Source organism: Lentimicrobium sp. S6 (genome assembly GCF_013166635.1).
GTDB lineage: Bacteria > Bacteroidota > Bacteroidia > Bacteroidales > UBA12170 > UBA12170.
Window position 1 is genome coordinate 1 of the sequence record NZ_JABKBZ010000096.1, and the last position, 15524, is coordinate 15524.

General features: G+C 35.5%; 10 protein-coding genes. 6 read left to right on the forward strand and 4 right to left on the reverse strand.

From position 1 onward, the window contains the following. Window positions 1–121: 121 nt before the first annotated feature. Genes HNS40_RS20115 through HNS40_RS20125 form a run of 3 tightly spaced genes read right to left on the reverse strand, consistent with a single transcriptional unit; the run spans window position 122 to window position 3304 of the window. A complete protein-coding gene (locus HNS40_RS20115) occupies window positions 122–409 on the reverse strand; it encodes a hypothetical protein (protein ID WP_172284323.1) in 288 nt (95 codons plus the stop codon). Next, entirely contained in the window at window positions 406–2508 is a 2103-nt protein-coding gene (locus HNS40_RS20120) for a TonB-dependent receptor domain-containing protein (protein ID WP_172284325.1), read from the reverse strand. The genes HNS40_RS20115 and HNS40_RS20120 overlap by 4 nt, the downstream gene beginning before the upstream one ends. Beyond that, window positions 2501–3304, reverse strand: coding sequence for a hypothetical protein (locus HNS40_RS20125; protein ID WP_172284302.1), 804 nt, complete (start codon window positions 3302–3304; stop codon window positions 2501–2503). The genes HNS40_RS20120 and HNS40_RS20125 overlap by 8 nt, the downstream gene beginning before the upstream one ends. Window positions 3305–3746: 442 nt before the next feature. Here HNS40_RS20125 and HNS40_RS20130 point away from each other — a divergent pair, with 442 nt between their 5' ends. The 3 genes from HNS40_RS20130 (at window position 3747) to HNS40_RS20140 (ending at window position 7770) form a co-directional block, all read left to right on the forward strand. Next, window positions 3747–5468 carry a tetratricopeptide repeat protein gene (locus HNS40_RS20130; RefSeq protein ID WP_172284327.1) on the forward strand — a complete coding sequence of 574 codons (1722 nt, stop codon included), beginning with the start codon at window positions 3747–3749 and terminating at the stop codon, window positions 5466–5468. A gap of 231 nt (window positions 5469–5699) precedes the next feature. Beyond that, the gene (locus HNS40_RS20135; protein WP_172284329.1) at window positions 5700–5879 is read left to right on the forward strand and encodes a hypothetical protein; all 180 of its coding nucleotides are present in this window, start codon (window positions 5700–5702) and stop codon (window positions 5877–5879) included. 4 nt (window positions 5880–5883) lie between these two features. Then, window positions 5884–7770 carry a GLUG motif-containing protein gene (locus HNS40_RS20140; protein ID WP_172284332.1) on the forward strand — a complete coding sequence of 629 codons (1887 nt, stop codon included), beginning with the start codon at window positions 5884–5886 and terminating at the stop codon, window positions 7768–7770. A gap of 151 nt (window positions 7771–7921) precedes the next feature. Here the strand turns inward: HNS40_RS20140 and HNS40_RS20145 are convergent, their stop codons facing one another. Then, a complete protein-coding gene (locus tag HNS40_RS20145; protein ID WP_172284334.1) occupies window positions 7922–10150 on the reverse strand; it encodes a hypothetical protein in 2229 nt (742 codons plus the stop codon). Between the two features lie 315 nt (window positions 10151–10465). Between HNS40_RS20145 and HNS40_RS20150 the strand changes: the two genes are divergently transcribed. From HNS40_RS20150 to HNS40_RS20160, 3 genes are read left to right on the forward strand one after another with little or no spacing between them, the layout of a single operon-like run. Further along, entirely contained in the window at window positions 10466–11722 is a 1257-nt protein-coding gene (locus tag HNS40_RS20150) for a T9SS type A sorting domain-containing protein (RefSeq protein WP_172284337.1), read from the forward strand. A gap of 57 nt (window positions 11723–11779) precedes the next feature. Then, complete coding sequence (locus HNS40_RS20155) at window positions 11780–14014, forward strand: TonB-dependent receptor domain-containing protein (RefSeq protein ID WP_172284340.1); 2235 nt, start codon at window positions 11780–11782, stop codon at window positions 14012–14014. Beyond that, a complete protein-coding gene (locus tag HNS40_RS20160) occupies window positions 14011–15015 on the forward strand; it encodes an HmuY family protein (protein ID WP_172284342.1) in 1005 nt (334 codons plus the stop codon). Before HNS40_RS20155 ends, HNS40_RS20160 begins: the two co-directional genes overlap by 4 nt. Window positions 15016–15524: the final 509 nt, after the last annotated feature.

Sequence of the window (15524 nt, forward strand, 5' to 3'; positions counted from 1 at the left end):
ACAGCCCAAATATCCCAGGCGACTCATTAGCTAAATTATCAAGGTATTGTACTTATGAGAAAAGGAAAAATCGATTAAATTTTGAGCAACAAATTGAAAGAGCTTTTTGCTTAAGTTAACGCTAATGGGTATAGGGGCGGCCAGTTGCATAAATCCAAGTAGCACCAAAATCCCATTTCTTCCATTTATAAGTTCCCACTAATTTAAGCTCGTGAGTGACATCATGGGCTGCATAAAAGTCGTAATCACCATATTCATCAATGTGATGTATTACCTGTGACCAAGTATAGGCCACCCAACCTGTGAAATTACCGTATTTCTTTTGAACCAAAACATCGATACCACGAGCTGTTCCATATCCAGTAAAGAAATTCTCAGAATAGTCAATTCCAGTGCGGTCTGTACTCACTCGTAGAGAATATTCCGTGATATTTCCATATCTTTATAAAAGGCTTCCACATCGAAAAGATAATCGGGAGTTTCATAGGCAGCACCTAGAATATATTGTCGAGATGAACTAACGGGTAATTGATCGTCATCGGCCAATACCCAGAAGTCGCGACTTCCTCCAGTAACATCCTCTCGAATTACTCTGCTTGCAAATTGATAATAATCACCATAAGAGGCTTTTATTCTCCATTTGTCACTGAGGTTATACACACTAATCAATCTGGGCTCGAAATAGTTCTTCTGTGTTCCGGTGAAGTAATTATATCTTAAACCAGGTGTGATAATGAGCTTTCCATCGAATAGGTTCAATTTATCTTGTAAATAACCGGTGTAGATTTGACCAGTGGTCTTTCTATCGATTATGGTTAAAGTATCCGCATTTACATAAGTATAATCGATGTCGTTATGAGTGACTTGGGCACCAAATTGAATATGGTTGCTTTCGTTAAGCTGGTATTCAAAATCCATTTTGGAAGTATAATCCAATAGATTATTATCCTCTGTAATTCCTCTAGTGAAACTGGTGGATTCTCCATCGGAACTTATCATGGAACCCGAGCTAGATTTATCTCTCAAACTGAAATAGTTGGAATAACTAACCAAAGCATTCATATAAAAACGATCGCTAAATTGTCGTGACCAGTTGATGGAAGCTCCAGTGTTTCCCCAGCTGGTTTCGTCTACAGATTCAATACTCACTTCTTCTCCACCTGGTCTTCCACCTGCATCTGGATTTAATTCATTGCTTAGCTCATCTTTTCCATTATAAAAGCTGAAGCTGATTCTATCTTTCACCGATGGGCTATAGGTTACTTTAGCATTCATATCGTAGAAATAGGAGGTGGTTTGTTGGGTTCCTCCCCCTAGTCTAAATCCTGTTTGTGGTCCTCCTTCATCAACATCTGTATATTGTTCAAATAGTTTGTCATAGAGTGGACTTTTCCAACTTCTTCTTCCAGAAAGGGTGGCGGTGATTTTGTTACCTACTGGAAATTCAATAAACGCATTGCCAGACATCATGCTGATATCACCAGCTATATTGAAGCCTTTTTGGTTTCCATCTTTTCCGGTAATCTCAACTACACTGGCTAATCGACCACCATATTTGGCATCGAAACCACCTTTAAACAGCTGAACATCTTTTATGGCATTGCTATTGAAAGCACTAAAGAATCCAAACATATGCTCCACATTATAAACGGTGAAACCATCATATAATACCAGAACTTGATCAGGGGTTCCTCCTCTTACATAAAGCCCTGAAGAATTTTCGTTGGCAGCACTAATACCCGGCATCAATTGGAAAGAGCGTAAAATGTCTTTTTCTCCTAAATTGGGCAGGGTTTGTAATTTTATGGGCGACATTTTATAGATTCCGGCTTGTTGCTTGGAAACCTGCATCACATCTTGTATTTCTGCAGTTACATTTACCTCATTTAAAACCAAAGCTTGTTGTTTTAAGGTGATGAGTAAATCTGATGTGATGGTCTTAGGACTCAGAAAAACCTCTTTTTTCTCGTAGCCGATATAGGAAAACACAATAGTAGAAGTATCTGTTGGGATATTGATCAATGTGAAATTCCCATCCACATTACTGATGGTTCCTTTAGTATTTCCCTGCACTGAAATACTTACAAAGGGCAAAGATTCATGACTCAGCTCATCTACCACTTGTCCGGCGATGGAGAAGTTTTCTTTTGTGGAAGCTCCAGTAAAAACCTTGGTCTCAAAGACTGTTTCTTGTCCTCTTTGAAACCATTTGTCTACTACCCAAATGGTTTGGTCATCATTCACAAAGTATTTCAGTTTATTATATTTACAAATATTATCTAGTACATCTTTCAGTGGTTTATTTCTAGGATGTTCCGTAAATCTTATTTCTTTCAACTTTGCTTTATCATAATGGAATTTCAGATTATAGGTCTCACTCATATCAACAAGAGCAGCATCTAAATCACAACAGAACCAAGAATCGATATTAGTCTCAAGAATGGTATCCTGAGCAAAAGATAAAAGGCTGGTAAATAATAGGAAAAATAGGGCTAAGACTTTATTCATGGCTGGTGAGTTGTAGTTTTTTGACTTCAATTTTGATGTCTTTTAGTGTTTTATTTTGCATTGGGCCAGCCTGTCCTTCTCCACCAGGTCTGCCACCTCCGCCATGACCGCCTCCTCCGCCAGCTTGTCCTCCACCGTGACCACCGCCGCCTCCACCACCAGATAACATTCCCATTTGAGGGCCTCCGCCTTGTGGTCTCTGACCCATATTTACTGGCGCTTTCGACTCCAGAATTAAGCTAATGATAGGTGTTATGCTTGAGTTGTTTGAAAAATATTTTATGGGAATGGTGACCAGTAAATTCAGACTTTTTTCTTGGTCTTGAACAAATTCATATTTGATGTCATCCTCTTGAATAATAAAACCTAGGGGCTCTTGAATGATGTTTTCTAGCATATAAGAAGCAAGACTCATCTTCTTTCCATTTTCATCCAAAGGAAGGTATTTCTCGATTTCCTCAGGTTTCATAAGCATTTTATTGGGGTCTACTTGATATTTGAGTCCCATATACTTATCTGACTTTGCGGAGGAGTCTATCCAGATAGTGAAGCCGCTCATTAAAAGCCTTTTCTGAAGATTCTGATCATCAACTTTTAGGTTTACATATAGAAATTCATCATCATTAGTAAAGAGATAGAATAAATTATCATCAGTGCTGTATTGATATGCGGTTCTTGGAATATCAGAGATGGGAATTATAGCCTCCTCTTGCCATTTTGTGCTGATGGTCTTATGAGAAGAACAAGCTGAAAAAAGAGCTATAAGGATAAGAAAAAGAAAATACTTACTGTTCATGGTATTTATAGTTTGCGGCAAAACTACATGAGTCAAGTGCTAGCAGCAAACAATATAGACCAATAGGGCTATTTCATCGACGAATAGGGTGAGGAGCTAAACGATTTATTCTAATAAGACATGAGAAACAGCAGAAATCACTGGCCAGATACCCAAACTTTAGAAAAAGACGGAGCTTTCTAATTCCTCGGTGAATTTGATTACTTATTTGTCTAGTTTGTAATTTTTACTATTATTAACCAAATTTATAGGGGCCTTTCAGTAGGATAATAAAGGATGTTGTAGCACATGTAAATCATTCGAAAGCATTGGACGCATTATTTGAATTCCAAAATTAGGCCATATTTTGATTATTGATGTATAAACCTATTTTCTTAATTTACTCAAAATATTAGGGTCAAACTTCATTATTTCTTCCATTCAATTATATTACATTTGTAATATGGATAGAGGCCTTTTATTTTTTATCATATGCATATTAGTATTTAAATTTTCAATAGGTCAAAATACTAATGAGATAGATTCATTAGAACGAATGATCATTGTCAATCCTGATGATGAATTACAAGTGGATTTATTACTTCAGCTATCTTCAGAATATGGGATTGATGATTTTCAAAAATCATTGGATTATGCACATAATGCTATAGAATTATCTACTAGGAGAAATGATATAAAAGGTCAAATCCTTTCTAATATTCATATTGCAAAAATATATCAGAAAAAAGGGGGGATAAAAGAAGCTTTCGATTATGTAATCGAGGCAAGAAACTTAGCAAAAGAAAAGAATTATACAAACGAGTATGCACAAGCCATCTATCTAATGGCTAATATTTATGTTGAAATTGGTGAATATGAAAAGACAGCCGAATTATGTTTTGAGGCTTTAAAGATTTTTGAAGAGCTTCAGGAAAAGCAGGGTATTTGTGATGTGCTTGGTATGATTGGCGGCAATTATTATATGCAAGGAGAATTGGATGAGGCAGAGAAATATCTTCAACAATCTATTGATTTAAGCAAATCGATTAATTATAAAAAGGGTCTTGGAAAGGGCTTGACGAATATATCGGCAGTCTATAATATGCGTGATGAAACTGAAAAAGCTATTGAATATTTATATGTAGGTTGTCGATTGTTTCAAGAAACGGGTGAGAAAGTTAGAGAAGGGGTAGCCTATTGCAATATCGCATTATATTATCTGAAATTAAATGAAGTGGATTCGGCATTTAAGTATACCAATCTTTCTATGCAATTAAATGAGCTGGAGCCTAGCAATAGAAATATGGTTTTAACTCATATTGTTAGGGCAAGGAGTTTTCTTCAAATTGAGGACACTGCCATGTTCTTGAGTAATATGAAACATGCGCTCGAAATTGCTGATGAAAATGGGTTGAAAAGCTTATCGTATAATGCTGCAAGTAATCTATTAGACTTTTATTCTAGTATTGAGGATTATGATATGGCTTTTCATTATGGCCGTTTACAGTATGCATTAAAAGATAGTTTGGATCGGAATAGATCCTTAAGTCGTTTATCTCAACTTCAAATGCTATATCAGATTGAAAAAGAAGAACAAGAAAGAAAGTTGAATGAACAAAGAAAAGAGTTTATCTCCGGAATCATCATTCTGACATTAATTATTGGTCTTATATTGTTGGTATTTATTGTTTTCAGGTATCGCGTTAATGCCCATTTATCGAAGTTGAAAAATGAAAAACTTGAGAATGAGTTGTATGCTCAACAAAAAGATTTAGCTGCTAATGTGATGTCTTTAATGAAAAAGAATGAAATGTTAAGCGAGATTAACGAGAAGCTAATTAAAATTAGAAAAGAGCTTAAAAGCGAGGATGCTAAAAAGAAGATAGCAAATATTGCATTTGAAATTGAGAACAATACCCAAGATAAAAGTTGGGAAGAGTTCGAAATTAGGTTTAAACAAGTGCATACCGATTTTTATACCAAATTAATGGACTTATACCCAGGTCTCACTTCCAATGAAATCCGTTTATGTGCGTTCTTAAAATTAAACCTGACCACAAAAGAAATCTCCTCAATTACCGGACAGAGTCCCCGTTCTTTAGAAGTAGCTAGATATAGATTAAGAAAAAAGCTGAATATAAGCTCCTCCTCCACCAATCTAACAACACTTATTAATAATATCTAGGTACATTAAATTAATTCTCATATCATTTTATTATCCCTAATTGTGCAGCAGGGTATTTTTTGTTGTTCAGTAGATAATTTATATGATTTTACTAGAGTATTGTATTTCAAGGATATAAAATATTCTGTATAGCTTTTGTATAGGTGATAAAATGGTATTTGTAGTTTTTGTTCAGCTGGTATTTTAGTATAATTAGATTTTTTAAAACACTTTTGCCACAGTAATTCACATATGGAAGAATTCATGGAGAATAAAATTGACAAAAAGAATATTGAACCTGATTTACAATCTGAAGAGCATTACGATGAGGAAGAAAAAGAACTCATGGGAATGATTGAAAGGAAGAAATTTCAGAACAAAGTGTTCGAAAAGATTATTAATCAACTAAACATCAAACACTCTAAAAAATAGAACGATGAAAAATTTACTATTATTAACAGCCGTATTATTTAACATAGCTTTTGTATTTGCACAAGATACACAAGACAGAGGGAAAAATATAACTGATGGAAGCATTAGTACCTTAGCCGACCTTCAATGGTTAAGTGAAAACCCAGATGCTTGGGATGAAAATTGGGTGTTGGAAGCAGATATTGACGCTTCTGAAACAGCAACATGGAATGGTGGTTTGGGTCTTTCTCCTATTGGTGATAGCCCAACAGAGTTTGGAGTAAGACAACAAATTCCTTTTAGTGGTACATTTGATGGACAAGGCTATGTAATCAGCAATATCACTATCAATAGACCAAGCGAACCCTATGTTGGTTTTTTTGGACAAACTATAAATGGTACAGTTGAAAATTTAGGCTTAGAAAACATCACCGTAAATGGGTACAGATATGTTGGTGGCTTAATCGGATATTCCAGTGAAGGTAGTCAAATTGCGAATTGTTTTACCTCTGCAACTATAGAAGCTACAGAATATGGAGGTGGTTTAATAGGGTTAACTTTCCTTAACGTAGAAGTTTCGGATTCTTATTCCACGGGAACAGTATCAGTAAATAAATGGGGTGGAGGATTTGTTGGTGACAATTATAATTATTGCCATATTACTAATTGTTGGGCAGATGTTGATGTATCTGGATCTGATTACCTTGGAGGTTTCGCTTCTCAAAATCGGTGGTTTTCAACGATTAACTCCTGCTATTCTCTTGGTGATGTTGTCGCTACATACGATTATTCAGGTGGCTTTGTGGGTATTAATGAAGATGGAGTGATTAGGAATAGTTTCAGTGCAGGAAATATTACTGGATCTATTATAATAGGAGGTTTTGCTGGACAAAGCTGGATGAGCGAGAATACAGAAACAGGGATATATTCCTCCTACGCTACAGGACAAGTAGATGCTCAGGATGCAGCTGGTGGACTTATAGGCGTAAGTTATGCATTTGTAAATGATTGTTATTTTGATATAGAAACAACGGGTACTGAAATAGGAATTGGTAATCCGGATTCTGGAGCTGAGGCAATAGGTCTTAATACCAGTGATTTTGCAATTGAAAGCAATTTTAATAACTGGGATTTTTCTGATGTATGGACTATTATGCTTTTACACGAAATATCACCAGACGCTCGCCCTTACCATCAATATGCTTTTTCAACTACTGCACTATATTTGATAGCCTCTCCAGAAGAAGGTGGTCAACTAACAGGCGCTGGCAATCATATTTCTGGTAGTGATGTTCAAATTGAAGCCATTGCTAATGCAAACTACAATTTCCTGAACTGGACCGATGAAGATGGAAATCAGATTTCAAGTGATGCGATTACAAACATTACCATTGGAGAAGATGACATCTCACTAATTGCAAACTTCGAATATTCACCAGTGTATTACTCCCTTAGCTTAAGTGCTACTCCAGAAAACTCAGCTATACTTGTTGGTGATGGCAACTATTTAATTGGCGAAGAAGTTGAGATTTCTGCTGAGGCTGATGGATATTATAGTTTTGATAATTGGACCAATGAAAGTGGAGATATTATTTCTGAAGACCAATATACAACATTTGTGATGCCTGAAGCCAATACAAACTTAGTAGCTCATTTTCATTCAACTGTTGGTTTTGAAGAATTAGAGAATCTAGAGTTTAGCTTTTATCCAAACCCTGCAAATAACTTTTTAAATGTTGATATCAACAAACCAGCTATCATTAGCATACTAAATATAGAGTCTAAAGTTGTTTTAGAACAAGAAATTAGCACTAAAGAACAAATTGACATCAGTAATTTTAACCCAGGTGTATATATAATATCTGTAAAAACACAGCAAAATTTAAAAATGACTCAGCTCATTATAAAGTAAAAAACTGCAAATACCTAATATTGAATTGGTTTTAAATTGATTAGTAGAGAATAGTATTTACATGATTATTGGATGTGTGAAATGTAAATACTTGAAGAGGAGTTCATGTTTATGGGCTCCTCATTTTTTTTGTAAACCTATGAATCTTGTATCACCTCTCAGCCAATTCCTTAAACTTCAAATATTGCTTATCACAATAGCCTTTATTATATTGATGATCGCCAATGGTAGCGCCATCGCGAACGCTACGCCATGCATTGGCCACTTTCGCATAGGCTTCTTTTGAGGAGGTTCTAGAACCTGCTTGGTTGACCGCTCTAGCACCTAATTCCGTGAATTGGGCCTTATCTGTGTAGGCATATACTCGTTTGGCATATCTTGAGCAAGCACTGGCCAATTGCTCCACCATGCTTAACTGAGCCATGGCATTGGGTTCTTGTTTACTCAATCGGTCAGCTGTTCTCAAAAATGCTAAAGTATTCTGAGTGTTATTTCTACTCGAATTTTGTCCATTATCATCCTCCCAATATTTTTTATTGAAAGCCTCAGATGCCTTGCTGAGCATTTCTTTGAACTGCCTATTCAGATCGGCATTAGCTGGTTTTTGATTTGAGGATTCTGTTGGTATAACACTAACGCCAGATTGATTATTTTGACTACCAGAACTAGAGGAACTAGAAGAGGCTGATGAGCCAGTCGAGTTGGATGAGTTATTGGTATTCTCCTGAGCTGTGGAGCTGTTGCTCGAGCTTTGGTTTGCTGCTCCACCTATCTGAATATGATAAACCTCCATTTTACAAGGCACACTGCCATTTCTCCAGAAGTTATGCTGAGCATTCACCACAAAGTTAATATGAGTCACATTGGGAGAAATCCCCTCCATGATTTCTGTAACTGTAAACTCTGTTCTTTTGCCTTCGTATTTAGTGTCCCAAATACCGCCTTCCCTTCTGTAGATAATCTGTACTTTTTTCATCTCTCCTGAAACCTTTTTGAAAATGATTTTATCCTCAGAATTTAATTTTCCTACTTCAATGGCTTTATAAACACCATTCCCATTTCCATCGTTTTCAATAATTCCAATGAGCTTTGCATTTCTAGGAATTATAGTCTCCGCGCTCATGCTTCCACTTTGCTCATGATTGCTATATTCTTCTGTAGATGTGTTTTCTGTTGGAATGACATGATCTCCTTCTCCAACATCATCATGTACCTCATCTTCTTCCTCTATCACACCCTCACTTTCTGTATTAACGCTCGAGCTTCCTGTTGCCGATGCACCATCAAAAGGATTTGTAGTAGTTTCTTCTCCTGCCGATTGGTCAATACAGTAAATCTGAAACGCTTCCTTATATTTTGCTTCTGCAATTTGCACAAACTCTCTTTTTCTATCTTCCAACTCCCTCAAAATCAGTGCTCTATTGGCCTCATCATCACTTTCACTTATGTTCTGTTCTATTTGAGTCCAATCCTCTTTGGCTTCTAGTTTTATCTCATCGATATTACCTCTTAACTTTGCACATTTAATCTCGAAAACTTCCATCTCATCGCAAGCTTGTATAATGGCCTTTTGAAAATAGCTATAATCCCATGTATAATCTCTATCTGCCAAGGACATGGGTTTCAGCGGTCCAGAGGATGCCGCTTGTTTTAAATCATTTATATATCTGATTCTGGATTGAAAAGTGGTTATAGCATCCTGACATACAGCGATTTCACTCTGATAGCTTTTATACAGCTCTTTGTTTATACGGGCTTTGGAAAGCATGCGATTAAAATCAACTTGAAAAGTTTCAATTTCAATTCCCTCCAATTTGGCTTGCTCAATTTTTTTATAATTTTCAATAAAATCGTTCATATTTCCATTCAGGTCATAGCCAAATTTTAAAAGGTTTGCCGAACCTAAATTCTCAGCTCCATTTTTAAAAGTCTCGTAAATGGTTTTCAATTGTTCAGCGTAAGCAAGGGCTTGGTCTAATTTATTCAATTGCACTGCCGATTTCATTCCTTCTTCCACTTGGCCCTGTCCAGCCATTATTCGATCGCACCTAGCTTGGTAATCTTGCCAACGACTAATATTAAATTGAGATGGCAAATCCTCTCTTAATTGAAAATCATAGTTTGGATTATGGAGCTTAGCATCTCTATATTTTTTGCTAAAAGTCTCGTGAGTGATTTCATTTTTGATTTCTAAGTTCACTTCGTCCAGCTTCTTATAGGCCTTTTTTATATCTCTCGCATAGGCTAACTGGTGAACCTCCTCTATTTTCTTATTGATAGATTGTTCTGCATTTCTTACAACTTGTTCAGATTCTTGACCATAAATATTCAGTCCAAAAATCAATATCACGATTAGTATAAATAGGTTCTGACTTCTCATCTGGCTTCTTTTTTAGCAAAATACTAAGGAGCAATCATTATTAAGAGCTTAAAGATTTATGTGTTATGAGCGAGCAATTATTTGCATTTCTTCTATTATTATTTGAAATATTTAAAATCAAACAAGTAAATTCTAAGATACCAACTATTAGGTATTGAGGTGCTCGAAATATTGGTTTATTTTTGCCTTTGATAAATAATTGAAAGTTAATTTTCCGTTATTTAATAATTGCAATACATACGAACTTTGTATTTTTACAGTCCCTATTAAAAGCAAATGCATCAAAAAGTTTTACAATCACCTAAATAAAATATTATGAATAAAATTTTTACTGTATTATTAGCTTCTCTTTTTGCCATCACAACCATGGCTCAAACCAATGTTGAGGTTATAACCGGAGCCTCTTATGTTGACGATGTATATTATAGTTTTAATAATGGAACTGTAGTAACCACTCCTAGAAACAATTGGGATATTGCTTTTGCTCCTGATAATTTCAATGTGAGCATTTTGGCCAATAATGGCTATGGTGTTGAGGTATATACTTATCCTAATGGTGCAATAGCAGATTGGGCTAGTTTGGATACTACAGGTTTAAGCACCTGGGCTCCTATGTATAATTCAACTGAAGATCTATATGATGGTGCATTTCTAAGAAACATGGATTATGAAAATGCATTTGATCAAGGTTGGGGAGTATATAACATGGCCACACATATCATCGAAGGGGATAGCCTTTTCGTGATTAAAACGGTGGGTGGAGATTATAAGAAATTAGCTATTGTAGAAGCGAACCCTAATTCCACTGCAAATACTTGGAGTTTTAAGTTTGCTAATTTGGATGGTTCTGACGAACAAGTAGTAGATTTTGGAGCAGACCAATATAAAGACATGAATTATGTTCATTATTCTATGGACAATAATGAGTTTTTAAATAGAGAGCCTAATTCCACAGATTGGCAATTACTTTTCACTAAGTATTTTGATTATAGCATTCCCTATTATGTTTCTGGGGTTCAAATTAACTCGGAGTATGTAACTGTTCAGCAGATTGACGAAGTAAATCAGGTAGATTTTGAGGATTATGTGGAAACAGATTTTAATAGTAATTTAAGCGAAATTGGTAGCGATTGGAAAGAGTTTGATATGGCTTCGTTTACATATACTGTAGAAGAACAAAGAGTTTATTTCACAAAGGTGATGAACGAAACAGCTACTGATTCTACCTATTGGAAATTATACTTTACGGCCTTTGGAGGTTCTTCTGATGGTGTATATTCTTTCACACAAAAAAACATTACTGATGGAACTTTTTTGAATGAATTAGAAGGAGTAGCCTTATTCCAATTATATCCTAACCCTGCAAATACAATACTTCACCTGGTTACTGACCTGCAGACTACAATGGATGTGGCTATTTATGATATCTCTGGTAAGTTGGTTTATAATCAAGAAATTAAGCATGGTTTCAATCAAGAAGAAATTAATATTAGTGAATTAAAATCTGGAGTTTATAACCTTAGCATCAGTACTGATAAAGGAATGACCAGCCAGAAATTTATTAAGCAATAAAAAGATTATTATTTTGAGGCTGTTTAAAAAGGATTTTAAACAGCCTCATTTATATATATGAAGCACAAACTAATAACCATAGTCTTAGCATTTGTTATCGGATTTACATTCGCGCAACAAAAGGAATCAAAACTAATAACCAACGATGGTGAAACAGGCGAAGCTCTTCCATTTTGTCATGTTTGTATCCGCGATCTCGAAACCAATAATGCAGATTATTTCGTGACTGATGGAGATGGTTTAGCCAAATTCACTTTCTCTGGAAAGGCCATTATTAGTGTTTCATTTATGGGTTATAAAACCATAATCGATACTATAGTTGCCTATCGAAATGAGATTTCCTATACCCTCGAAACCCAATCCTTTAACTTTGATGAGGTAGTGGTTACTGGACAAAACTCACCTATTTCCGTTGATAAATCCATCTATAATATAAAGCTCATTGGTAAGCAGGAGATAGAACAAACAGCTTCTACTAATCTGACTGAATTACTCAGTAAACAAGCCAATATTCAGATTAATAATGATCCATCCACTGGTTCATCTTTGAAACTCCAAGGAATTTCGGGCGAAAACATTAAAATATTGGTTGATGGAGTGCCGGTAATTGGTAGATTGAACGGAAGCGTTGATTTGAGTCAGATTAATCTTTCAGAAGTAGATCATGTGGAAATTGTTAATGGACCTATGTCCGTAATTTATGGGAGCAATGCTTTGGGTGGTGTCATTAATATCATTACCAAAGAGAATAAATATGCCAGTTTAAAAGCAGGAGCAGATCTGTATTACGAATCAGTAGGTATTTATAATGCAAATGGAAACATATATTGGAAGAAAGATAAAAATGCCGCAGGTGCTACTTTTGGCAGAAATTTCTTTCAGGGATTTTCTGTAGACCCCAATACTCGATATATGGAGTGGAAGCCAAAAGAACAATATAATGCCTCAGCTCATTATTCCTATTCTACCGAAGACCTGATTTTAAAGGGTAAATTAGATGGGTTTAAAGAAAAACTTTTGGATAGAAATAATCCATCAGCCCCTTATTACATTAATGGAACTGATACTTGGTACTATACCAATAGGTTGACAGGCAGCTTGCAAGGCGATTATCAATTATCGGAATTAAATAGTTTCAAAACTTTATTTTCTTATTCCTATTATGATAGAGCAAAAGAGAAATATTTTAAAGATTTAAGAACATTAGAAACAGTATTAAGCCCTAATTCCGAAGACCAAGATACTTCTATTTTTAACGCCATCACTGCACGAGGCACCTATAACAGAAGAACAATCAGTGATGTTTTGGAATATCAAATGGGATTCGATATCAATTGGGAAGATGCAAAAGGAAAACGGATATTTAATGAATATGAGAAAATGGCCGATTATGCTGCCTTCTTAATATTGAAGTGGAAAGCCACAGCTAAATTGATGATACAACCAGCATTAAGAATAGCACATAATACAAAATATGATGCACCTTTGGTTCCTTCTATAAATTTCAAGTATTCTTGGGATAAAAATAGTCTGAGGTTATCTTATGCCAGAGGTTTTAGGGCCCCTTCATTAAAGGAATTGTACCTGTTTTTCTATGATAGTAATCATCAAATAGAAGGAAACCCTGATTTAAAAGCCGAGAATTCTCACAATTTTAATCTAGCTTATAATGGTCATGTATTACTAAAGGAGGAGCCTTTTGAATATAAACTCACTTTGTATTACAACCAGATATTCAATAAAATAGCTCTTATTCAGGTTGATGAGGCAAATGATTTGCATTATCGAAACGAAAACATTGATAAGTTTGAATCCGTTGGAGGAACTTTTGGTATTAGCTTTACCCCAGTTAAATATATTCATTTTGATGCGGCATATGCAGCAACTGGGAGAAGAGATAATTCATCAGGATTAAGCGATTTTTATTTTAGCTCTGATGCTACTGCCAATCTCGATTTTAACTTCCTCCAAAATACTGCAAATATTGCTTTTAATTATAAATATGTTGGTAAATATCCTGTGTATACTAATTATGGAACGAATGGAGAAATCAACGTATCCTATATGGATGATTACCATAATTTAGACATCAATATTTCCAAAAAGTTCTATAGAAACACCTTAAGAATATCTACCGGAGTTAAGAATATCTTTGATAATATTCAATTGAATAGCGCAGCAGGGAGTGGCGGAGGTCATGGTTCTTCTGGTGGAGGAACTTCTGCATTAGTAGGTTGGGGAAGAACTGTTTTTGTAAGTTTAAAGTATAACTTTACCAAATACGACAAATGATAATACCACATAGATATATTAGTTTCTTAGCCTTCTTTGGGATACTTGTTTTTTTATCCTCCTGTTTTAAGGAAGATGAAAAAGTAGCAGCTCCAGAGCCTAGTGATTTGGAAACCATGGTAACCAACGTTGGTGAAACCTATTCTTACCAAGCATTTGTTGATTTAAATACATTTGAAGAAGTAGCCAGTAATAATATCAAGGTTTGGGATTTAGCCTTTGAGTGCAAAGAAGACTCCATGCATGTCATCCTCAATTCCGCTTTAATGATGCTTGCTGGCAATACCTATGACACAAATTTTGATACCGTAGAATCTGCCGAAGGATTAGAAATGAATTATGATGTTTCAAGCGGGAATTTAGACAGTACTGCCATCGGGTTTTGGTATAAAACAGATGGGGAAAACCTAGTTTCCAAAAAGCAGGTATATGTATTGGATAGAGGAGTAGATGGAGATTTTAACGCTCTAGGATTTAAGAAATTCAGCCTCGATATAGAGGAGGGTAATTATATCATTCGTTATGCTAATTTAGATGGTTCTGACGAGAAGACAGAGAGGATTGAGAAGAACGAGAATCTGAATTATGTTCATCTTTCTTTCGAAAATGGAATACTTCCAATAGAGCCTCCAAAAGAAGATTGGACCTTGAAATTCTCACGATATTCCACTCTACTATTCACAAACGAAGGAGACCCATACCCCTATAATGTACTTGGAGTTTTAAGCAATCCTAATGGTGTGCATACCTGCATGACTGCAGATGACTTCTTCGATATCACTTTAAGCGACACCGCTAAGTATGAATTCAGAAGCAAGGCTGACATCATTGGTTACTCTTGGAAGTTTTATAATTTTGATGATGGGTTATATACGATTGTACCAGATAAAAATTTTATCATCAAGGATAAAGATGGATTTTATTATAAGCTTAGGTTTATCAGTTTCTATGATAACCTAGGAAATAAAGGTGCTATGACCTACGAAGTAAAGCGATTGTAAATTTATTTAATCTCTGATTTTTTCCACCCCTTGGGCTTGGGAAAAAAAATCAATAATAATATGTTTTACATATTCACCTCTACAAACCACCCGACTGCTTCCCACTCATCTCCAAAATCTCAATTCTCCAAAGTTTTACCCTCTGAGAGCCGAAAAAAGGAATCATTTTGCGAGATAGTATGCAATAAGGCTATTAAATTTAAATCCAGCTGTTCTCCCACTTTCCCCATCCCCAAGGGGTGGTGGGAGAAATAAAGAGAAATCTCAAGAATTACTCAAATGCTATTTTTTCCACCCCTCGGGGTCGGGGAAAGAAAAAATCATAGAGCACAAATCTAATTATACCATTATATCTTTTTTCGGTTTGCCCCGACCCCAAGGGCATTAGCGTTAACTTAAGCAAAAAGCTCTTTCAATTTGTTGCTCAAAATTTAATCGATTTTTCCTTTTCTCATAAGTACAATACCTTGATAATTTAGCTAATGAGTCGCCTGGGATATTTGGGCTGT